General features: G+C 58.8%; 22 protein-coding genes and 1 pseudogene. 11 read left to right on the forward strand and 12 right to left on the reverse strand.

What is annotated here, in order from left to right; all coding sequences use genetic code 11:
- Positions 1 to 1,325: 1,325 nt before the first annotated feature.
- From AC24YW_RS32510 to AC24YW_RS32560, 11 genes are read right to left on the reverse strand one after another with little or no spacing between them, the layout of a single operon-like run.
- Positions 1,326 to 2,363, reverse strand: a complete 1,038-nt coding sequence (locus tag AC24YW_RS32510) for an EscU/YscU/HrcU family type III secretion system export apparatus switch protein (protein WP_370156270.1) — start codon at positions 2,361 to 2,363, stop codon at positions 1,326 to 1,328.
- Positions 2,360 to 3,181, reverse strand: a complete 822-nt coding sequence (gene sctT / locus AC24YW_RS32515; RefSeq protein ID WP_404538197.1) for a type III secretion system export apparatus subunit SctT — start codon at positions 3,179 to 3,181, stop codon at positions 2,360 to 2,362. The genes AC24YW_RS32510 and sctT overlap by 4 nt, the downstream gene beginning before the upstream one ends.
- 10 nt (positions 3,182 to 3,191) lie before the next feature.
- Entirely contained in the window at positions 3,192 to 3,467 is a 276-nt protein-coding gene (locus AC24YW_RS32520; RefSeq protein ID WP_036014823.1) for an EscS/YscS/HrcS family type III secretion system export apparatus protein, read from the reverse strand.
- A 2-nt stretch (positions 3,468 to 3,469) separates the two neighbouring features.
- Positions 3,470 to 4,135, reverse strand: coding sequence for a type III secretion system export apparatus subunit SctR (gene sctR, locus AC24YW_RS32525; protein ID WP_172787701.1), 666 nt, complete (start codon positions 4,133 to 4,135; stop codon positions 3,470 to 3,472).
- On the reverse strand, positions 4,128 to 5,249 hold the full coding sequence (gene sctQ / locus AC24YW_RS32530) for a type III secretion system cytoplasmic ring protein SctQ (RefSeq protein ID WP_487486536.1): 1,122 nt from the start codon (positions 5,247 to 5,249) through the stop codon (positions 4,128 to 4,130). Before sctQ ends, sctR begins: the two co-directional genes overlap by 8 nt.
- Complete coding sequence (locus tag AC24YW_RS32535; protein WP_487486537.1) at positions 5,246 to 5,782, reverse strand: hypothetical protein; 537 nt, start codon at positions 5,780 to 5,782, stop codon at positions 5,246 to 5,248. Before AC24YW_RS32535 ends, sctQ begins: the two co-directional genes overlap by 4 nt.
- Positions 5,758 to 7,113: a type III secretion system ATPase SctN gene (gene sctN, locus AC24YW_RS32540; RefSeq protein WP_487486538.1), complete on the reverse strand. Its 1,356-nt coding sequence runs from the start codon at positions 7,111 to 7,113 to the stop codon at positions 5,758 to 5,760. Before sctN ends, AC24YW_RS32535 begins: the two co-directional genes overlap by 25 nt.
- The gene (gene sctL, locus AC24YW_RS32545; protein WP_172787705.1) at positions 7,110 to 7,730 is read right to left on the reverse strand and encodes a type III secretion system stator protein SctL; all 621 of its coding nucleotides are present in this window, start codon (positions 7,728 to 7,730) and stop codon (positions 7,110 to 7,112) included. Before sctL ends, sctN begins: the two co-directional genes overlap by 4 nt.
- Positions 7,727 to 8,359, reverse strand: coding sequence for a nodulation protein NolU (locus tag AC24YW_RS32550; RefSeq protein ID WP_487486539.1), 633 nt, complete (start codon positions 8,357 to 8,359; stop codon positions 7,727 to 7,729). Before AC24YW_RS32550 ends, sctL begins: the two co-directional genes overlap by 4 nt.
- Positions 8,360 to 8,370: 11 nt before the next feature.
- Complete coding sequence (gene sctJ, locus AC24YW_RS32555; protein WP_487486540.1) at positions 8,371 to 9,237, reverse strand: type III secretion system inner membrane ring lipoprotein SctJ; 867 nt, start codon at positions 9,235 to 9,237, stop codon at positions 8,371 to 8,373.
- A gap of 8 nt (positions 9,238 to 9,245) precedes the next feature.
- Positions 9,246 to 9,758 (reverse strand): nodulation protein NolB, encoded by a 513-nt coding sequence (locus AC24YW_RS32560; protein ID WP_487486541.1) that lies wholly within the window; start codon positions 9,756 to 9,758, stop codon positions 9,246 to 9,248.
- Positions 9,759 to 9,930: 172 nt separating this feature from the next.
- Here AC24YW_RS32560 and AC24YW_RS32565 point away from each other — a divergent pair, with 172 nt between their 5' ends.
- The 3 genes from AC24YW_RS32565 to AC24YW_RS32575 all read left to right on the forward strand — a co-directional run bounded on the left by AC24YW_RS32565 (position 9,931) and on the right by AC24YW_RS32575 (position 12,988).
- Positions 9,931 to 10,626: a secretin N-terminal domain-containing protein gene (locus tag AC24YW_RS32565; protein WP_487486542.1), complete on the forward strand. Its 696-nt coding sequence runs from the start codon at positions 9,931 to 9,933 to the stop codon at positions 10,624 to 10,626.
- 306 nt (positions 10,627 to 10,932) lie between these two features.
- Positions 10,933 to 11,736, forward strand: coding sequence for a hypothetical protein (locus tag AC24YW_RS32570; protein ID WP_487486543.1), 804 nt, complete (start codon positions 10,933 to 10,935; stop codon positions 11,734 to 11,736).
- Positions 11,737 to 12,784: 1,048 nt separating this feature from the next.
- Positions 12,785 to 12,988, forward strand: coding sequence for a hypothetical protein (locus AC24YW_RS32575; RefSeq protein ID WP_487486544.1), 204 nt, complete (start codon positions 12,785 to 12,787; stop codon positions 12,986 to 12,988).
- A gap of 586 nt (positions 12,989 to 13,574) precedes the next feature.
- Here AC24YW_RS32575 and AC24YW_RS32580 read toward each other — a convergent pair.
- Positions 13,575 to 15,020: a DUF1521 domain-containing protein gene (locus AC24YW_RS32580; protein ID WP_487486545.1), complete on the reverse strand. Its 1,446-nt coding sequence runs from the start codon at positions 15,018 to 15,020 to the stop codon at positions 13,575 to 13,577.
- A gap of 926 nt (positions 15,021 to 15,946) precedes the next feature.
- Between AC24YW_RS32580 and AC24YW_RS32585 the strand changes: the two genes are divergently transcribed.
- The 8 genes and pseudogenes from AC24YW_RS32585 to AC24YW_RS32620 all read left to right on the forward strand — a co-directional run.
- Positions 15,947 to 16,255 carry a hypothetical protein gene (locus tag AC24YW_RS32585; RefSeq protein WP_487486546.1) on the forward strand — a complete coding sequence of 103 codons (309 nt, stop codon included), beginning with the start codon at positions 15,947 to 15,949 and terminating at the stop codon, positions 16,253 to 16,255.
- 42 nt (positions 16,256 to 16,297) lie between these two features.
- A complete protein-coding gene (locus tag AC24YW_RS32590) occupies positions 16,298 to 16,489 on the forward strand; it encodes a hypothetical protein (RefSeq protein ID WP_036014847.1) in 192 nt (63 codons plus the stop codon).
- Positions 16,490 to 16,604: 115 nt separating this feature from the next.
- On the forward strand, positions 16,605 to 17,498 hold the full coding sequence (locus AC24YW_RS32595) for a SctD/MshK family protein (protein ID WP_487486547.1): 894 nt from the start codon (positions 16,605 to 16,607) through the stop codon (positions 17,496 to 17,498).
- Between the two features lie 33 nt (positions 17,499 to 17,531).
- Complete coding sequence (locus AC24YW_RS32600; protein WP_487486548.1) at positions 17,532 to 18,068, forward strand: hypothetical protein; 537 nt, start codon at positions 17,532 to 17,534, stop codon at positions 18,066 to 18,068.
- Between the two features lie 2 nt (positions 18,069 to 18,070).
- A complete protein-coding gene (gene sctY, locus AC24YW_RS32605; RefSeq protein WP_487486549.1) occupies positions 18,071 to 18,502 on the forward strand; it encodes a type III secretion apparatus assembly chaperone SctY in 432 nt (143 codons plus the stop codon).
- 9 nt (positions 18,503 to 18,511) lie between these two features.
- Entirely contained in the window at positions 18,512 to 20,611 is a 2,100-nt protein-coding gene (gene sctV, locus AC24YW_RS32610; protein ID WP_487486550.1) for a type III secretion system export apparatus subunit SctV, read from the forward strand.
- Positions 20,612 to 20,641: 30 nt separating this feature from the next.
- Entirely contained in the window at positions 20,642 to 21,232 is a 591-nt protein-coding gene (locus AC24YW_RS32615) for a tetratricopeptide repeat protein (RefSeq protein ID WP_487486551.1), read from the forward strand.
- Between the two features lie 72 nt (positions 21,233 to 21,304).
- Positions 21,305 to 21,631: pseudogene (locus AC24YW_RS32620) on the forward strand (hypothetical protein); the annotation flags it as partial.
- Between the last annotated feature and the right edge of the window lie 288 nt (positions 21,632 to 21,919).

The following is a 21,919-nucleotide window of genomic DNA, read 5'->3' on the forward strand; positions in this document are numbered from 1 at the left end:
CCCGTTAACCACAACGGCTCTGTATCCAGGCTGGATTACTGAAAGCTGACGAGACCCGAAAATTCCCAAAACGAAAGCGGCCCGTGTGGGCCAGTCGCGGTCGAGAGTGAGAACGACGTTCCGGCGACAGGCTCTGGTACCACGTCAGCCTGAGGATCGCGCCAGCCAGCAGCTCCGGTGTCCAGCACCCGGCCTGTCGGAGGACTGCAGGCGGCCACCAGAAGGGCCTCTTCCTTGTCGTTGAGCTCGCATTCTGCGCGGTAGGCGGCTCTTCGCTTTGGTTCTCCGCCAGGTTGCCTTCGACAAAAACGTCGAAGGGTGGCAGACCACCAAGTGGCCGACGCCCCGACTTGTGGCGATCACGTCATCACTCATCCCGGCATCGGCCGCCCAACCGGATCTGTGCCCCCTTGAGCGCGCAGCCTCTGCCTCCCTCCGCCCAACAAGAGATCTATTCGACAAACAGAGGTATCTACGGCAATACGAGCTAGATAATTCGCGGCATCTTGAGTTCAGAGCAATCGTAGGACTCTTGGCGGGTCAGCTGAAGCCACTGCAGCGCTCCACACCTAGGCTCATTTCGATCATCCCCTACAAGGTACCACAATTGCCAACACGCGATACCTGCCTCATTTGGTAACGTGCCAGCAAAGGAGGGAGTGAACGCGATCTATACGGGATCATCCAGAGGTTCTTGCCGACCGAATGCGAAACCATGCTTCGATAGGACGAGCTAACTGCCGGCGCGAACCTGCGATGTTCGCCGAAGCTTGTCCGGTGTCAGCTAGCGAGTTCGGTTAGGTGAAGCAATCGACGTTGTAAGCACCCTGCGCGGGAAGACGGCGTCGATGGACAATGGCTGCAATACCCTTAGCCCCGAGTTTAGCTGGAGGCTTGCTTTTCTCCCCGCACGCAGGATTATGTCCTGCGGCTCTCGAACGTGTGCGGCGCAATGTGGCACTCGGGCCGATCTTGAGACGTATAAACGCTGTGACTATGAACCTGTAGCAGCGCGGCTCGAGATAGGCGACAGAGAGCATGCTCCAGATGGCAGCCGTCTTAGTTGACGATCAGCACTACCGGCTTGTCAACCGAATGGCAGGACTCCTCTACCCACGGCGGTACAGGCCGGCTGAGTTGTAGGCGCTGAAGCTCTCGAAATGGGCGAACAGGTTGTGGCGCCTCTTGGCGCCGCAGCTGACGCGGTGATCCGGTCGGCGAGGCCGCGGCCCAGAGGCTTTCGGGCTAGCGCATCGTCGCCTTGCGGAACATCCGAGCGTCCATCGAGCGCCTGGCCGCAGATCGCAGCGTCAGGACAGAATGACCTACACCAGCCCCGCCGCATAGAGCGCTTTTGCGACCGACTCGAAATATTGTGAGGGAACAGGGTTGCCGAGCTTTGCTTTGCCGAGCAACTGACGCGCCAGGACATCGTCATCCACAATGGTGAGGCGCAGCGCGCGCGCCTCACCAAGTAGTTGTGAAGCAGCTTCGCCTTCGCCACGGCAAACCAAGACCGGCACGCCGGTCTCGCCGCGCACATAGCGCAGACCGATCAACGTTGTCGACCCCCGCAATATCAACGTGGCCCGACTGATTCCGAGCGGAGCCTCATTGGCCGATTCTTGCCGCAGACGTCGGTGCTCACGCTTCACCTGCGGATTGCCTTGCTGCTCCTTGTTCTCCCGCTTGGCCTCCGTTTCCGTCATGCGCATGTCCTGCATAAACAGCCAGCGCTGGATTAGGAGGTCAGCCAATCCGCCGACCAGAAAAGCTCCAGCGGCAATCGCAATCAGCAGCTTAACCTCGGTGAAGACGAAGCCAAAACAGCCCATGCCGCAGACTGGCAGGTACACAAGCGCTTTCCAGCTCGCGATCACGGTGAGAAAGAAGGTCGCACCAAGCAACACCACCTTAGCCAGGGTCTTGCCCAGCTCGATGGCCGAACGTTTCGAGGCGATGCGTTTCAAGCCTTTGATGGGATCCAGTTTCTCGAGCTTCGGCTTGAGCGGCTCCGAAGCGAACATAAAGCCGCCATTGGCCAGGACATTGGCCAGAAGAGCTGCTGTCACGGCAGCGGCGAGCAACGGAGCGACCGTGGCAATCGAAAGTTCTAGCAAACCGCTGAGCGCTTGTGGCACCGCGCTTGTGAACGGCTGCTCCTGCAGTTTATCGACTAGACGGACCGTCTCCTGCCACTTGTCCTCGATCGCACCCGCTCGCCACCACAGGCAGGCGAAACCGGCACAGGCGCTGACGCCGCTCACCAGATCCGAGCTGCGCGCGCTCTGCCCCTTCTTGCGGGCATCGCGCAGCTTCTTGGGCGTCGGAGGAAGCTTTTTCTCCTCACTCGTAGAGCTCATTTCAACAGTTTCTTCAGATCCTCGAGCATGTTGTTCGAAGTCAGGATATCAGCTCCGGCGTATTCAAGCAGATAAACGGCGTAGCTGACCATGATGACCCCGAATGCAACATTCTTGATCATTGGGGAGAGATCGTTCAGCTTGAGCTGAGATGCAAAACGGCCGAGCATCATGACCGAGACATCGACCAGCAGCAGCAGGGCCAGCACCGGCCCGGCGACTAACAAGGTCGTCATCATGATACGGTCGAGAAGGGCCAGACATTCCATTGCCCCTTGCGCTGTGACGGCAGGCAGAAACTGATAGACAGGCCACACTAGGTAGCTGCCATAAAGGCCGCTCACCATGGTCTGCAGCCCGCCGACCAGAACGAAGATCGTAACCGCCGTAACACCGAGAAAAAGACCGGTTCCGGACGCTTGGCTATGCGTCGCGGGATCCTCCCCCGCAACTTGGCTTGAAATTCCTCGTTGTGTATCGATGATGTCGCCGACTGCCTGTATGCTCCATAGTGGAATACTGAGCAGGATGCCGAGCATAAGACCGACAAACACCTCCTTCAGGCCAAGCATGGTAACGCTGACTAGGCGCGTGTTCGGGTCCAGGGCCTGCAGACCTAGCTTGATGTGAGCGAGGCACGGCAGGCCGATCGCAATCGTCAGGCTTCCCCGAACCAAACCGCTGATGCGCGGCCGGGTGAAGACGGGAAGCACCAGCATGATGCCGAGGGCGCGGGCCGCACTCAGGCCGGCTGCGGCCACGAGCTCGATCGTGCCCTGAACCAGAGCTTGCGCCTCTGCGGGTGACAGGCCAGCCATCCAACCTCTGCTAGTATCTTGCGGTAAGTGCTGGAAACTCACTGAAGATGTGCTCGGCCTGGTCGATCAGTGGAGCGCTGAGCACGGGAGAAAACCCGGCGAGCACGGCGACGACAACCAGAAGCTTGACCGTCAGTGGCAGGGTTTGATCCTGGAGCTGAGTTGCCGCCTGGATGAGGCCAATGATCAGCCCAGAGATGAGAGCTGCGAGCAGCGGCGGCAGAACCCAGATCATGAAGAGCACGAGAGATTGACTCAGGTGTGTAAGGATGCTGGCTTCGTTCATGGTCAACCTCCTGGCGTCGTGTAGCTTAATACCAGCCCGTGCATGAGACGTGACCAGCCGTCGATCGTGACGAACAAAAAGAGCTTGAAGGGGACAGATATCACCGTGGGGGATACCATCGACATACCCATTGCCATCAAAATCGTCGTTACAATGAGATCGATCGTGATGAAGGGAAGATAGAGAAGAAAGCCGATTTCGAATCCACGCTTGAGTTCGGAGATCAAAAACGACGGCACGAGAATCGCAAAATCATCTGCCGTGGCGCTGCCGCGCATGTCCTCCGACCAGACGTGTTCCGTTGAGGACAGGAAGAAGCGGCGCTGCTCTTCATTAGTGAATTTCTTCAGATGAGCTCGGAGCGGCTCCTGTCCCTCCTTGGCGGCCGTCACCCAGTCATCGAAACTTTGGTAGCGAAGTTGCGGATCGGTAAGCCGGTTATAGGTCTGCTCGAACACCGGAGCGCTGATGAACACGGTCAGGATCAGTGCCGCTCCGTAAAGCACGATGTTCGGCGGTATCGATTGAGTCCCAAGCGCATTGCGCACGAGGAAGAGAACAACCGAGACCTTGATAAAGGCGGTCGTTGTCACGACTGCAAAGGCCAGCAGGCCAAGGCCGACGGTGATCGCAAGAAGCGCAAGGATGCTGGGTTGAACCTCAGTCATTAAGCGTCAACCTGCCGCGCAGCCTGACGGCCAGCTCGTCCCCAATCCGCACGATGTCGCCCCGGCCGATACGTTGGCCGTTGGCAAGGATATCCACCGGCCCATCCAGAGGCCGGCCAAGTTCGAACACGTGGCCTTCGTTGAGGGTACGCAAGGTTCCCAAGGGCATCGGCCAGCGGCCACATTCGAATATGAGTGTAATCTCGATGCTGTCGATATCCGCCTCTGATGGAGGCTGCTGTTGCACCTGGCTTTGGGGCATCATGTCTTCACTTGTTAGGGGGTGGGATCGCGAGCGGAATGGTCCTCGCAGCACCAGCCTGTCGCCGCCGATCTCTGCAGGGGCCCACAATCGGTCTGCTGCGAGAATGATCTGGCCTCGCGCGAGTGGAATTACGTCCGGGAGCAGCGCGTCGCCTTGCTCTGCTCGGCGAAGAATGCCGATCGCGACGCGAAGCGAACCGACTTGGCCTGCAACGACGACCGGGAGTTCGGAGGGCAGCCTGGCCGTTTGTCGCGGCAATCGGCCGAGCAGCTCGCCGAGCGCGGTGAAAGCCGGCGGAACGGGACCGTCAAGTGGCGAGAATAGAAGCAGCCGCGCCTTGCTGGCGAGCTCACCATAGGCGACGTCAAATTCAAGATAAGGCCTAATATTCGGCGCCTCCTCGGTGCGAACAAGCTGCAGATTGCGCTGCATCAATCTTTCCAGCGGGGCAAGCAAGGGTTCCAGCGCAAGTTCCAGGACCAGCGAACGCGTCGGCTCAGAAGGTAAGGTAAGGCCATCCTGCACGGTCGCAATCAGCGCTTCCGCAAGCGGAGCTGGCAAGGACAGAATCAAGCTTTCGCCATTTACGTCGAAGACGCAGTCAAGCATCGACGTCACAGCCGGCTCCACCTGCCAGACGGTTCGGCTCACGCGCACAGACATCGGCTTCTCGCCGAGGCGCGCTTGCAGAGGCGCACGCGACGCTGCGATCTCGTTAAGCCACGAGGCCACGGCGCGCGAGAGGATCATCGTCGGTATGAAGGCTGCGCGTTCCGCCGGCCGATATGGCGCGGATGCGGCTTCCGCGTCGCAGGCCCCTAGCTCGCGCGGGAGAGGATCTGCAATCATGTTCGCTCACATCCCGTCTGCCCTGATCGGCCTCGCCGGTAGCGGAGCAAGACTTCATCATCGGCTTCGATTTCGGCGGCAGCCTCGAAATGTGCATCCGTGATGCGCCGAACGTCGTGATCGATCTCACGCCATTTCTGGCTCGCCGCTGAACGCTTGGTCCAAACGGATCGGGCCTCAAGAACCGCAGCCTCAGCTTGCTCTTGAGCAGCACGGGCCTCGTCAAGAACCCGCTGCGCCGCTTTGATCTCGTCTGTGAGCCGCCCGATGATGAGATGATAGCGTCGCTGCAATTCGCACACAGATATCGCATCGGCCGCTAGCATTTCCCGATAGAGCTCCGCCTCGAGCTGTGCGCGGCGCTCTTCGGCATGTGCAAGATGCTCGCAAGCTTCTTGGACAGCTTGAACCGCGAGGTGGCGCTTGGCTTCCATGTTGGACAATTCACGAAGGGCGCTTCGTTCCCGCATATCCTTTACGAGCCGCAGCTTTGAGGCGTGAGCGGGACTTAGGCCGTTAGACGCGATATCCATGCGACCGTCTCCTCAAAGCTGCACACCTCACCCTGCCCCTGGCGCAAAAAGGCCCGCAGCTGCTCGATTGAGGCGATTGCTCGATCTGTCAGCGGATCAGAGCCTTGCTTGTATTCACCGACCTTGATCAAGAACTCGGCCTCAGCGTAGCGTGAGAGCAGATCACGGAAGAAAGATGCCGCCTTGCGATGCGGCACCGACACGATCGCATCCATGACACGGCTGCGGCTTGACAGCACATCAATAGCCGGAAAATGCTCCCGAGAGGCCAGCGCGCGGGACAGAATAATGTGGCCATCAAGGATGCCGCGTGATTCTTCCGCTATTGGATCGCCGGTGCCGTCACCTTCGACAAGCACCGTATAGAAGGCCGTAATGGAGCCATGCTCGCCCATGCCGGCGCGCTCCAACAAGCCCGGCAACAGCGCGAAAACGGAGGGCGGAAATCCGCGCCGGGTCGGCGGCTCTCCTGCGGCGAGGCCGATTTCACGCATGGCGCGGCTAAAGCGCGTCAACGAATCCATCATCAAAACGACGCGAAGCCCCTGATCCCGAAAATATTCCGCCAGTGCTGTCGCCATGTGGGCGCATTGGGCCCGCTCCATCGCCGAACGGTCAGAGGTCTCCACTACAACGACGGAACGGTGGAGGGCTTCACCAAGATGACGTTCGATGAATTCACGCACCTCTCGACCGCGCTCGCCGATCAGCGCAACGATGGTGACGTCGGCCGCCGCGCCTCTTACGATTTGCGACATCAGCGTCGACTTGCCGCAACCTGCATCGCCATAGATTCCGATCCGCTGACCTTCTCCACATGTCAGAAGGCCATCCAGGACACGAACGCCTAGCGGGAACGGCTGTTCAATCCCGCGCCGTTTCATCGGATTCGGCGCCCTGCCGCGTAGCGGTCTGGTTTCGCTGGCTTTTATCAGGCCCTTGCCATCGAGCGGTCGGCCAAAACTGTCGATGACGCGGCCGAGCAAATCGGGGCCGACAGCCACTTCCTGCATTCGCCCGGTCGTCACCACCTCCGCACGATTGGACAGCCCCACCATGTCCCCGATGGGCGTGAGTAACACCCCGTCCGGTAACAGGCCGATAACCTCGGCCTCGAGCGACCATCCGCTACGAGGATCCTGCAATAGGCATAGCTCTCCGACCCGAGCCTCCGGCAAGACGGCGTGCAGCAGCGTGCCCACCGCCCGCGTGATCCGGCCGCGGATGGCGCGTGTATCGATGTGCTTGGCGGAAGATCTCAAGGACGAGAGTGCGGCCTCTACAGTAGCTTCTGTGGCGGCGGCATCGTAGGTTGGTCGCTGCACAGTCACGATTGAGCTTCCTCTGACAAGCCAAACCCGAGACGCAGCGCGCGGAGCTGCGCGGCAAGTCCAAGATCGACATTGCCAAACTCGCTCCACAAGACACATTGGTCCGCACTCAGCGCCGGATCCGCCTCAATCCTGACCTTCGGCCGGCCCTCAAGTCCGTCATAGTCCTTGAACTCACTGGCGAGCAGGTCGACCCTCAGGGGGGGTACGTGGAGGCAAACCTCCGTGTTCTTGTATCTTTGCTCGATCGCATGACGAACGCCGTGGACCAGCAGCTCACCCGGGTCAAACGCGCCAAGCAGATCGCGAACGATCTCGAAGACCAGTTGCGGCAATTCCCGCTCGAGACGCGCCTTGCGCTGGGCCACTTCAAAAGTCGCCTGCGCAATCAGCCGCGCCATTTCCTCTGCGCCAGCCTTTGCGCCCTCGGCGCGACCCCGCGCCCGTTCCCGCTCATAAGCCTGGCGTGCCCACCCGCGAACCCGCTGCAGATGCCGCTCGGCAGCGGCTCGCGCCCGTACGGCATCGTGCCAGATCTCAAGCTGCGCAGCTGGGATCAACGGTCCAAGTGGCCGAATCTGCGGGGCCGCGGGTGATGCGGGGTCATCGGCCGTCATACTCCGGCAGCCTCTGTACGCAAATGCGCCATGACGAGAGAAAGCAGCGCGCCTGCTGCGCTACGGTGTTCAGCAGTTGGACTCTCGGCCGCCGTCCCAACAGGCAAGCGTAGAAGCACGCGGATACGACCAAGCGATGAAGTCTGTTCGAGCCAGGCGCCGAGACAAGCGTGCCCATCGTATTCGATTTGTCGCGACAATTGCTCCGGTTCGACGATCGGGGTCATTGCGACGGCACTGGATAAATGCCGGACTGCGAACGCATGCGCTTCGGCACCGATCACCTGCACTAATATCGTCAGATCGTGCCTGGAAACCAACTTGAGGATGGAGCGCGCATGCCAGATGCTGCCCGCGAGCAGCGCAGCCCGCCGCGGATCATGCCCAAGGAGAGCATCTTCGTCCCAGTCGGCGCAGCTCACCTCTACCTTGCTGCCCAGCAGCAGTTCGGCGAGCCTTGGCTGCAGCCTGGCACTCTGCTGTAGCCGAGCCAACGTGGAAGGCGAAAGCAGCGGGTCAAGAAGCCCAGCAAAACGACCGGGATCGACCGAGGCAGCAAGCTCGCGCAGTCGATCGACTGCGAGCGTGAACGAATGATTGAGTTTTGTGGATGACATTGATGCCGACATGAGCGTCCAGACTATGTCGCATCAGCAATCAACTTTTTGTCCGCCCCCTGCTCAGCAGACACGCGCGAGCCCCTACCAAACATGCTCAGCTTGCGCGATGATCGTCCAAACTGACGCATGCGCGGGCCCAGCAATACGCAAGATACGATGCCGAATAGCGCTCCGGCGCCTCCCACAGCAAGCGGAAGTAACGGCGCTGAGCCCGCTCTCGCTGACTGAGCCGTAGGGACTACCGGCGCGGCAGACTGCTCGATTGGAGCGCGCTCGACCGGCACGAAGACGACCGCGACCTTGTCATAGGACAGGCCTTCAATGCTGTTTGCGACGAGCATCTTGATCTGCGGCAACAGTGCCGAGAGCTTCGCGCTGGAGCCATGGCGAATGAAGACCGAGGCTGAGGACGGGGTCGCATCTTGTCGCAACAAGTCGTTCTTCGGCAGAACGACGTGGACGCGTGCTGAAAGGACGCCATCTATATCGCTGATCGTGCGCGACAATTCTTCGCTTAGAGCATAAACGTAACGTGCCCGCTCCTCGATCGGCGAGGCAACGAGGCCCGATCCCTTGAACACCTCGCCGAGATTCTTGAAGGATTGGCGCGGCAACCCCTCGACATTTAGCAGGTCAATCGAATAAGCGAGCTGCTTTTCCTCGACCTGGATTGTACTGGTTCCGTCCTTGGCGACAACACGGGCAGCATCAACGCCCTTGCCAAGGAGAAGCGCGAGCATCTCATTAGCCTCGCGCTCCTGAATTTTGGTGTAAAGATCAGCCTTACAGCCGATCAGCGAGAGGAGAAGGGGCATCGCAAGACACATGCGAAGCCGCCGCCACGATTGACGGCCGCCACAGCTACCCCTTTTCGTATCGCCAGTCATCAGCTTACTCAGCCGGCCGATAGCAGCTTGTTGAGCGACGAACTGACAGCGCTGGTGCCCTTGGAGACAAGGGAAACCTGAATAACGTCCCTGTATACGTCTCGCAGATTCGTCATCATCGATTCAAAATCGGCTCCAACCGGTTTACCATTCGCATGTGCACCGACGTTATCCGTCTGCAAAAGCGGCTGCGTAGCCGGCCCAGGCTGCACACTAGTCACGACAGCCGACGCAACCGCCGGAGGAACGGCGCGGCCCTGGTACATACTGGAAAGGGTTTGGAGGATTCGGTCACCCGGCGGACTTGCCAGCACATTCGTACGCTGGACCTCCAATATCGGCGAAGCCGCTACGGGCCGATCCGCGGGCGGGAGAGCAGATCCGTGATTTGCAGCTACTTGCGCCAGGGACTGCTCGAAGCGCGCCTGCTCGCCAGCGGCTGCGGGCGAGCAGGCACTGGAAAGACAGTCAGCCGAACTGGGAGAGATCGGCGTTGCGCCTAACAACATGGAATGAGTCATTGTGCTGTTGTGATGAGACCTAGGCGTTAACCGATGAACCGATCAAGTTCATAGGCTGGCGAGCTGACGAAAACCTGACGGAGATCGTTCTGACTGCGTCATCTAAAGATCACTTTTGGTTTTCAAGCTAGAACGAAACTCCAACTTGATGATGAGCGGAAGGCGTCCGGGAATGCTCACGCGATCTACGATGGTACATATTCTAAAAAGAACTCTTTGTGCCGGCGTTTTAATCTGTATCGGCATAATGCGCTCGTCTGCTGCATCCCTTTCCCTGCCGTCTGCCCCTTATAGCTACACCGTTCTCGATCAGGATCTTCCTGCGGCGCTGCAGGAGTTCGGCAACAATCTCAATATCAGGGTCAATGTCAGCGCCGAGGTCAGGGGCCGGATTCGCGGGCGAATGCCTGACTTGCCGCCACGAGAATTCCTTGACCGTTTGACTTCCCTGTACAATCTTCAGTGGTATTACGACGGGCTCGTCCTTTACATCTCCGCCGCCCACGAGGCGCAAAGCCGGCTCATCGTATTGAACCCGATCAGCTTCGATGCGTTCAACTCCGCGCTCGACGCCCTCAACATCTCGGATGAACGCTATATCGTGAAACCAGCTCCGGGAGAGGGCCTCATCCTTGCTTCTGGCCCACCCCGATTTGTTGCGCTGGTGGATCAGACCCTTAAAGGCCTTGTGGCGGAAGCGCAGGCACGGCGCAGTCCCGTCGCAGCCGAGAGGCCACAACGCGAGTCGGTCTTGATGTTGTTTCGCGGTTCATCGAGCACGGTCTTGCGAGACGGGCGGCCGGAAGGTTCTCCCGAAACACCGCACCATGAGGGCATTTTGCGCGAAACCGGTCCAGGCCAGAAGTGAGGTCGAAGGTGCAAGACCGCTCCGAGCAAAGTCGGTCCGTCCGGCGTACGCCTATTTCATCCGATCGTCAGCTTTTCGAAAGCTACGGTCCCCAGCTTGAGCATGCGAGGTTTGGGCGGCTGCCTTGCTTGGAGCAACCCTGATAGAGGGACCAGAGACCCAGACGCCCAAGGGAAATTAGGTAGTGCCGTTTTTGCAGGCGGCGCGAGGTATTAGAGATCAATGCGGGCCTCCGCACGCGTGCTTCCGAGCTAGCTGAGGCTTCGCGTAACTCGATGCGTGTCATCAGTTGGAAGGAGGAACAGGGTGGATTTCAATGCAGTCGCCCCGGCGAATACGAGCCCGGGTCCGGACACAGCACAGATGCCTTCAGATGCAACCGAATTCGAGCAGCAGCTCAGCGGCGCACAGGCTCCCGCTTTGGCGCAGAGCGTCGCCCATCCAGTGCTGCAGGGCGAGCCTTATTCACCGTATCTGAACGCGGGTCACCCCTACTCTCCCTACTTTGATATCGGACACCTGAATCCGCCTTACGAGGATTTAGCGGATCCCCATTCGCCAGACTCGGGTTGGCAGGATGATCTATATGCTGCGCCTGGGCAGGAAAACGACCGGCAGCATCTCTCGCCCCAGACCATCGCCCAGGCGATCGAGGAACATCCCAGCTTCGATCAAGATGTGATATGGCAGAATCTGGATGCCGGCCCGTCTCATGCCGAGCCACGGCACAGTGAGCCACAAGCGGGTCCATCGCATGCAGGACCATCGCACACCGCCGCTTTTCAGGGTGAGCCGTCTCACGCTGGCCCATCCCATGCCCGGCCACTGCAGGCGGGACCGCCCCAACCTGGGTCTTCCGCAGCTCCGTCAGAACTTTCCGAGTTCCGCATGTGGGACGGACATCTCGCCAAAGACTTTTGGGTGTTTGCGCCTCAAACAGCCACCGGCGCTCAGATCGACATGCTGGAGCGCAGCGGAGTGAAGCCAAGCAAAGACAACCCGAGAACAGTTTTCGCCATGCTCGGTGTGCCTCACACGGCCGAATGGAGAGAGGACGGCTTCATTCGTCTCACACCTTCGCGTGATCCGACCCTTTGGCCTGAGAGTTAGAGCAAGACCAACCGATAGATGCGGAAGATTCGCCCATCGGCTGACGGCTGCAGCCGTGCCACGGCAGGGTGATACTCCCCGCGGCCGACAAAGACTTAGAGATGGCAGGACACCTGGTGAGAGGCGCCCCGGGGGTATTCCGCGGCCACTCTTCTCTTTTCCGGCCACTCATAAGTGCCAGACCAGCTCGCGAGGGGCAGCGGCCTAGTCAAAGACCTCTCGAGCCGGATGCACGAAATGGCTTTCATATGGTTCGCTGAGAACACAACGGCCCGCGGAGAAGAACATTGCAATTTAGCTGCGAATTCAGAATTGGCGTGCCAGCCCCGCGAGTCACGCTGCGCTTTAGGAGCACCGCGAGACGATCGTGCGTCGAGCCGAGGGTAAGGGGGTTCCGGATCAGGAGAGTCAGGGTATGACCGTCCCCTGAGCACGTTCAACATCGAACTGCTTACGCCGCCGCTTGTCCTCGTTCCCTGGCAAACGATTGATCATTCGCAAAGCGAGGACTCTGGCATCTGGCGTTAATGGCCTGCTGATAGCAGCTCTCAGAGAGTATGCCCCCGGTGATCGAAAGCATAAATATCATCAAGATCGCCGGATTGATTTGCGAAAACTCTGCCCGCCACCCAAGGTCTTCATCTCCTTTATGCAGCCCGCGCCGAACGCAGCTGCTTCCGCGCGATGGCCTGCTTCAGAAGCCGCGCAAGGCACACCTCGCTAGTGCGCTTTCTTAGCTCGTATCGTGAGATAGAGGCCAGCTCTCTATTGCAGGCAACGCAAATGCCCATCCGATCCACTGGCTCTCAGCTGCGCCTGGAGTCGAACCGAACGCGTTGATTTTCGGTAACCACGCAGCGGCCGAATGATTCCAACCGGCACCGTCCTTTTCACATAAAACTCCAAGGGCGGAGCCACCGAGTCACTGAGCACAGGGAATCACGGTATCAATCCAGCCTCACTCTTCGTCAGCTTCTTGCAAGCTGTGCCTGCTAGAACCGCTGGAATAGGTCATCTCGCGGCACCCCCGCTAGCTTGGTTTTATGACATGGACACAGCCGCAGCCGATATCGCAGCAACGGCGCCAGAAGCTGGCGCAACCACCGATAACGCCGGGAACGGCGGCGAAAACTCGCCCGCAGCATTGTTGCAGCGAGCCTTCGAAAAGGCTCTGGTTGCCGTCGCCACCCAAGTTATAAGCGATTCCCAGTCAGATATGGATGACGCGATGAGCGAGCTAGATGATGGGTGAAGGTCCGGATTATCAGAGGCGCACAGGGAAGGACCTTCGGAAGGCAAGCTGAACCGAGAACGACCTGGCGCAGCCGCCGACTTGCCAAACCAGCCGCCAGATGCGTCTTAGGTGATCCTCCAGGTGGGCGGTGCGGCCGGTCGCAATCCGATCGCACTTGGAACTCTCGGAAAACACCGCAGCGACTAGCTTACGCGGCCGTGCGCCTCACTCCTCAGTGAGGGTTCATCACGCTTTTCAGTCAGCACGCTTCAAGCTGAACCAACCGCTTCTCCCTTTATGATCAATTCCGTCACCTGGCTGTGCTGGATCGGTACTGCAGCCGCCCGCGAAATGGCGTGCCAGAGAGATCCTGTGAGATCGTAACGTCGGTAGCTTCGGCGCTCGCTGCGCAGATACCTGCGCAGCTCCCGGTCCGCTGACAACAGCATCGAAAAATGTTGCGGGTACCTGATCCGTGGGTCATGGCGGGCCTGTGGGTACGATTGGCGCCGCCGAACACGAAAAGCGGGCGCTAACGCCCGCTTCAGTGACTTACCCGATAAGCTGGGATCGCCTCGCAGGACCAGCCAGGATTGCGGCCAACTCAAGCGTCCGACGGTGTGCCTGGATTCTCATTGCTGTCGATGATCGCCTGGTTAACCTGGCGTCCAGACCGATCAACCCAGCCCGAGCCTGGCTGTTCGTAAATCGTCTGTGCTCCATCTGAAGTCAGCTGATCAAGCGTACGGCCTGCATTCGACTGCGTCACCTTAAGATTGTTCTTACCATCGAAGCGGTCTCCTAGCCCTTCGACGACAATGGCATTGTCGCCGTTGGTAATGGTCAGCTTCGAGGCCATCGTTTTGCCGTTGCCAATATCAACGGTGTCGATGGTAATTTTCGTGCCGTCGTCGAGCTGGAACGTCATGTTCTTCTTGAAATCGAAATCGATCTTGCCGTCACCGTCGGCATCGACGTGGGGGTCGCCCTTGATCGCTGTGATCTTGCCCGTTTGATTGTTGCGAATGAGCACCGTTCCGTCATGCTCGTCCACGAGCATCGAATACTTATCACCAAGCTTGATCTCAGCCCTGCTGCCCCTGACCTCATGCGACCAGATCGGCGCCGGCTGAGACGACTGCGTGGGCGCCTGGGCGACCGCAACAGGCACCATCGCAAGAGGCGGCGGCGGAGGAGGAACGAAGAAGACGGGGGCGGTAGAGGCACGCGCTGCGCTTCCATACTGGTAATTACCGGGCCCGCGCCCTTGTTCGCCTGCATCGATACTCGCCTGATTCACCGCGCGTCCGGCCCCATCGACCCAGCCTTGGCCACTCTCATGGATCGTTTGGGCACCATCGGACGTCAACTCGTCAAGGGTCATGCCAGCATTGGACTGGGTCACCCTTAGATTGTTTTTTCCATCCTTGTCGTCGCCGAGCCCCTCGACAACCATCGCGTTGTGGCCGTTGGTAATGGTAAGCTTTGAAGAGATGGCCTGACCATTACCGTAGTCAACATTGTTGACAGTAATTTTCGTGCCGTCGTCGAGCTCAAACGTCATATCCTTCTTGAAATCGAAGTCATCTTTGCCGTCTCCGTCGGCATCAACGTGGGGGTCGCCATGAATTACGGTGACATGCCCGGTCTGGTTGTTGCGAACTGTCCAGGTGCCATCCTTTTCATTGGCCGTAATCGTATACTTGTCCCCAAGGTTGATCGTGGCCTTGCCATCCTTGACCTCGTGCGTCCACACCGGATCCACAGCAGGCTCAGAATTTTGATTCAGCTGGCTCATCAGCATGGTGGGAGGAGGAGGCGCCATCATGTAAGCTTGGGTCGTAACGACGGCTGGCGTTACCACGACCGGAACGGCGACCGAACTGACGAGGGCTGGTGAGGCTACCGGTAGGTACTGGTAGCTCGCCGGAGCATACTGTCCCAACAAGGCGTTGAAGGCGGGAGTGACAACCGCGCCTTCTGGCACCACTCCGTTCATCGAGTCGGACGCGCCCACCACCTGAAGGCCAGCCACGGGAAGATACGGCATTTAGTTTACTCCTGTTGCATAGACGAAATCTGTAAAACCGCGAGCGCTGCGCGCATACTCAACCAAGGTACGCTGCTTCGATTTGCACGAGAACGCACCATTAGCTCATCCGGACGAACGACTACTTCTCTTGCCAGACCAGCAGCCCTAATGAGATCTTCCTTTCGTCGCACCACACTAAGTGCTGCACGATCACATCACGCCCATTTAACTCACAGCGACCGTAGCCCGAATACCTGTCGAAAAGCTGACGACGATGGGCGAGCGAAGCCGCATCCACTTTGACATTGATCGAATGTCCGAGACGCATCCTTCGCCAAGCTGTATCGCAACCTTCAACCCTCCTCTTCGCACGAAACGGCTGTTATCAGAGGTGCCCTATGTCTTCGCGATACGCGAGGTCTGCCGGTTATCAACCAGTCATCCCATCCTCACCGCGCAATCAGCGCTCCCGCCGATCGTGCACATCATCTGCGAGGAGCGATCGATGGGTTGAACACGTGCGCGGACCAGTCTCTCCGGCATCAGAGGATCTTCGCGGAACCTGACTTTGCACAAGCCGCCCATGTTGACCAAACGAGTCTAGCGCGGGCTGAGACCCGCACAACTCCATGACCTTATCCCGCTTCCGCACTCTATCCGCCAAGCCACGCGCCTGCGCAGGCTCCGCAAGGTAAACTCTTTCCTGAACGCGCAGCTAAGCACCACCCACAGGGCCTTGAGCAAAGCCGATTATAAACGGGCTGGGACGGCCCGGGCGAGCCGATGATTGCGAGCAGGTGCAACGCTGCCGCAAAAGATCATCCCACTCGCCTCAACATGAGGCTCGTCAGCTTTTCGAAAGCTAGCGCCCCTAGCATGAGGCCGCTGAAATCTAGGCGAGCAGTCGTCTATTGAGCGCAACAAGACGAGGATAGGAGAATGCGATGATCGGAGAAATGATCGGAAGTGCTGCCGGCGGATACCTTGGCGGGCCTGCCGGAGCGGCCATTGGTTCGGCACTGGGCGGGAGCGTTGACAAGGTCTTTGACAAGGTGGTCCACACCTTGGTGCCCGACGAGGGTAGCCACGATAAGGCCGTAGACGACAAAGACGCCGGCGACAAGAGCGAGGTACAACCCAAGTCCGATACCCTCTGCAAGAGCCCGGAGCTGAACCTTGGGCTCAGCACGCTCGGCGGTACGCCCATGGTCCTCTCAATTCCCGCGATCATCTCGCCGGCCCACAACTCGTAACAAGTCAGAACCAAGGTTATCCCAACAGAAAGGTAAGTAGATATGGCAGTTGACAATGTTGGCGGAAATGGCGGCGCTGCTGGGGCGCAGCCGACGGGCGATACGGGCTTCCAGAATCAGATGGCTGAATTCGAGCGTGTTAGCCAGAAGGTTCAGGCCCAGGCCGTGGCAATGCGTCGAATCACGACCGAGCTCTCGTCCGAGAAGAAGGTCGCCGACGAACGCGTTCAGTAATTCTGCGAGACGGGTGGCTCACCGCGTTGCTACCGTCGCCGAGTTGTGAATGACGAAATCTGGATGAGCCGTACGGCGCTGCCGTACGGCTTCTCTCGTTATTCAGGAGGTTGTCGTGAAGGGCTCTGTTTCGCTCGAGTTCGAGGTGCTTTCGGGACTCTATACCGGGCTCAAGGGGAAGGCAGCGGGCGGCGACAGCATTGTTGGCAGTGGCTTCGATGCAGACATGATCTTCGTTGAACAAGGGCTTGAGCCGCATCACCTTCGTGTCATCGCGCAGCACGATTCGATCGAGGTCGAGGCGCTCGCCGCCAACATCAGCATAGACGGTCTCGCGAGCATCGCTTCAGGTGAGCGCGTCAGAGTGCCCCTCCCCGCGGTCGTTCATGCTGGCGCGATGTCCATCCGCTGGTCGACAGAGGATATCCAGCCGGTTTCTTCGAGCAAGCGCTCCCGCAGCTTGACCTTAGCACTCAGCCTGGTTCTGCTCAGCTCTGTCGTGATCGGCACCGTCTCAACTATCTTCGCCCCAGGCGATAGAGCGGTGGTGCCAAGTACACATTCGTCGCGCACGGTCGAGATTGCCACTAAGCCAACCGTTGATCATTCTGATCCGAGAGCTGCTGATGAAATGGCCGTATCGCTGCGGCAAGAGATCGAACGAGCGGGCCTTCTTGACGTTAAGATCGGGCGCGGCCCCGGCGTTGTGACCGCGGAAGGCACAATTACGCCGAACCTCGTCGTAAAATGGAAAGAGATCCAGCAATGGTTCGATCGTCAAACCAACGGCACCACGACCCTTGTGAATGCTGTCACGGTGAAAGAGGAGAAGATGCCGTCTTCAATTGCTGTCCAAGCCGTCTGGCGCGGAAGCGAACCTTATCTGCTTATTGCCGGGCAGAAGTACTTCGTCGGTGCGCTCTTAAGCAATGGATGGACCGTTGATCGAATTGAGGATGGACGTGTTCTGCTCAGTCGCAACGGCCGATCTGCCGCTTTGCCATATTGAGGTCTCTAGCCTGCAAGAAAGAAGGAGAAGGCGATGGCTAGGCTGCCCCAGCACTCCGTAGGGCCCGACACCGGATCGCAGGGATTAGATGCGGGCCAGCACGCACCGGTCATCGGCTCGTCTCCCTCGCGAGGTGATAAACTCGAGCTCGAAGGCGCCCATGCGGATAGCGGCGCGAAGCGCGCATCGTGGCGGGATACGGTTTCGCATGATCTGCCAATTGATGTTGCGAGCGAAGCGACGCTCGAGGTCAGCTCCGTCGGCGCCATCTCTCGCGTCACTTTATTCGAAAGCGAAGCAGGAGCAAATGAGCTAGATCCACGCGCGGTATTGGCTTTGCTCTATGGTCCCAATCTGTCCCGCGGACTACTCTCCTTCGTCGTTCCACGCCTCCGTCATCCGGACGTACTGCGCGCCGACAAGCATGGTGCTCTTTTGGAGCGCTTGACGCGGACGTTGGAGGCGACACCGGAGGACAATACGGCACGAGAGTGTTTGGTAATCCTGCAGCAGGAACTACAGCGGTTATTAATGCTCCGGCAAAATCAAAACAGCTTAATCAAGGGCTAGCCATGGCCGATCCTGATGGATTGCAGCATGGGCCCGCTCCCATGGTTCCAGAACTCTCCAAGTCCGGCGATATTCTGTCGATCTCCGGGCCGGAGCGCGACCTGCTTTGCGCGCTTTCGTATGTACATCTCGCGTGCGGGCAGAGCGCACAAAGTCTGGCTCTGTTGCGAATTGCAGCTCGCGAGCATTCTAACGACATCGGTTTACTCCGCATTCTCGCCTACGCGCTAATCTCCGAGGGCCTTGGTGATGAAGCACTCGACGTATTGGACAGACTGGACGCACTCGATACGCAACCCTCTTCCCGCATACCGATGACGCTGCTGCGCAGTCACGCCCTGCGGCACGCTGGCCGCATGCCCGAGGCTCGCGAGGTCTTCCAGCGCTATGTGTCACTGCGCGCGAGCAGGGCCGCCCTCATCAAAAAGCAATAGGGATCTATCATGGCCAACGTCTTGCGTGACTTCATCGTGCGCGCTCCGGCCCACCCGGATTTCATGGTTGCCTTGATGCTGCTTCTAGCGATCGGCATGATGATCATGCCAATCCCAATCATCGTGATCGACATGCTGATCGGCTTCAATCTTGGCTTTGCCATATTGCTGCTGATGGTTGCGCTCTATCTCACCACACCGCTTGATTTTTCGTCGCTACCGGGCGTCATCCTGATCTCCACCGTCTTTCGACTGGCGTTAACGATTGCAACAACGCGGCTGATCCTTGCTGAGGGCGACGCCGGCAGCATCATTCACACCTTCGGTGACTTCGTCATTTCAGGGAATATCGCGGTCGGCATTGTCATATTCTTGATCGTGACCATGGTGCAGTTCATGGTTCTTGCCAAGGGTGCCGAACGCGTCGCAGAGGTGTCTGCGCGCTTCACGCTTGACGCGCTACCAGGCAAGCAGATGGCGATCGATGCGGAACTTCGCAACAACCACATTGATCAACACGAAGCACGCCGCCGACGTGCCGCCTTGGAGCAAGAGAGTCAACTTCATGGCGCGATGGATGGCGCCATGAAGTTCGTTAAGGGAGACGCGATCGCCGGACTAATCGTGATCTGCATCAATATGCTGGGCGGAATCAGCATCGGTCTGCTCTCAAAGGGTATGTCGCTCGATGACGCGCTGCATCAATATACGCTTTTGACGATCGGTGATGCGCTCATTTCGCAGATTCCGGCGTTGCTGCTGTCAATTACCGCCGCGACCATTGTCACGCGCGTCAACGGGCCCTCCAAACTCAAACTCGGCGCCGATATCGTTCACCAACTTACCGCAAGTACGCAGGCACTTAGGCTAGCGGCCTGCGTATTGGTATTCATGGGGCTTGTTCCCGGCTTTCCTTTGCTCCCGTTTGTCGTGCTGGCCGTCCTGTTCGCTGCGGCCAGCTTCGTCAAGATCGGCGCCAAAGGCGACAAGCCTGCCGCTAAAATTGGAGCAAGCGCCGCTGCTTCGGCGCCAGCTCCGGCAGCGGCCCAGAAGCAGACCGCACATGCGGAAGCACTTCCGATCGCGTTGTTCCTTGCGCCGAACCTGACGGATTCGATCGACAAAGACGAGCTGGAAGAGAGCATTTCGCGTGTTTCAAGGCTGGTCTCGGCGGACCTTGGCATCACCATTCCGCGCATCCCGGCCCAAATCGGCGAGAGCTTGTCCTCGTCGCAATTCAGGGTGGATGTCGATAGTGTGCCAGTTGAGCGCGATGTGATCAATCCCGGGCACCTGGCGCTCAACGACGATGTGGCGAACATCGAGTTGAGCGGCATCCCCTTTCAGCAAGACCCGGAAACGAATCGTGTCTGGATCGAAGAACGGCATGCAGCGGCTCTCAAGGCCGCTGGAATCGGATATCATCGCCTGAGCGAAGTTCTTGCCTTACGTCTCCATTCCACATTGACACGCTATGCACAGCGCCTGGTAGGTATCCAGGAAACCCGCCAATTGCTCGCCCGGATGGAGCAGGAATATCCTGACCTAGTGAAGGAGGTGCTGCGTACGGCCACCGTCCCTCGGATCGCCGAGGTCCTGCGCCGGTTGCTCGATGAAGGCATTCCAATCCGCAATACCCGCTTGCTCCTGGAGGCATTGGCAGAATGGAGCGAGCGCGAGCAAAACGCCGTCCTGCTCACCGAATATGTTCGTGCTACCTTAAAGCGACAAATCTGCTTTCGGTATGCTAACGCTCATCGCGTCGTGGTCGCCTTTATCATCGAGCGTGAGAGCGAGGAAATCATCCGCGGCGCAGTACGGGAAACTGCCGTCGGCCCATACCTCGTCTTGGATGAATGGCAGAGCGAAAAGCTGCTTGCACAATTTCGTCAGATCCATGCCACCATCGCGCAAAGTAAGAGCCAACCTGTCGTCCTTGGGTCGATGGATATCCGCCGTTTCGTACGTGGTTTTCTCACGCGCAACGGCATCGACCTGCCTGTTCTGTCTTATCAAGATCTCGCCGCCGACTTCACGGTCCAACCGATTGGATCCGTCAAGCTTCCCAAGGCGCCTTCCTCAGGAGGGCTCCTAGCAGCTGCAAACTAAGAATGCGCCGCACTTCCCCGTGAGTAGCCGATGAAACAAAATGAAACCAGGTGCCGCCGGCATTTGTGTTCCGCCAGTCCAGGGCCGCGGCCCGCTCTGCTTGCGATGCTGGCTATTGTGCTGCTCGCTGGCTGCGCTGCCCCAGATAAACATAGCCTCTCACCGCAGCAGACGTCCACATCTGGCCTCGCACACAACGAAGACATCGATCCCGCGGTGCGCGAGCGCATTTCGTACGCGCTCGGCCGGGATCCTGATGAAGGGGCTCTGCGCGATGCATTGAAGCAACAGCCGAACAACATCGATGCGGCGATTCCTCTTGCGCGAGCCCTGCTGGCCCGCAACCGTCCGAATGATGCGCTCGAGGTGCTCGACGTCGTGTTATTGGCAGCCCCTGGCGACCTGCGCGCATTGAATGCCAAAGCGGTGGTTCTCGATCACGAGGGCCGCCATCAGGAGGCCCAAGAACTATACCGCCAAGCTCTCGCAGCGGAACCCGCAAACCCGATGCTGCGCAACAATTTCGGACTGTCCCTCGCCCTTGAAGGCAAGAAGGAGGCCGGCGATGCCAGCTCAGCACCGCAGGCGGGCGGCCGGAACGCATTGGCTCGTTCAAGATAAGCGTGGCGATGAAGAGGGAGGCGGAGATAGCGAAGCTTATGCTAGCTTGCCGACCGCTAGGTTACCCACCCGCTCGTCGATAGCGCGGGCGATATCTTGCTTGAACATCAGGTCCAGATCGACGGTAACAAACCGCTTGTGCTCTCCCACTCTTTCAATCCGGAAGCGAACTCCCGCGCAGCAGCCTTGGGCTTTCTTGAGGTAGGTGACTCGATCATGGTGCTTGATCCCGACAAGCACCAGGACAAATGGAAGAACAAAGACGGCAAATGGCAGCGAACGGGTAGACCGCCTTTGTATCTTGCCGCGATAGAAGACTACAGCAGCAATGCCAAGTGTGCCGAAAGCGTGGCGATGCCCACGAACGATCCGTATGATGATGACTATAACTTTATGTAGAGCGTACACGAACTACCAAGAGCGATTGGCCAGACCGACTTTGGTGAGGTCAGGTTCGCACCGAATAACCTAATCCGCGCGACCGAAAATCTCCGCTATTCTGGCACCTTCGTCCTGCACTACTTCGGCGCAATGTACTCCAAGGAGCTGCTCGCCGACTGCCACGTTGGGGCGGTGAGAAATATTGTCAAGCCACTCGTCTTCTAGAGCGAGACGTGTGATGGCGAGCCTGCCGGATGTTGTGCTGACGTCACGTCGTGCTCGATTGACCTGAATTCTCGATTGGAC

This window comes from Bradyrhizobium sp. USDA3516 (assembly GCF_057651995.1).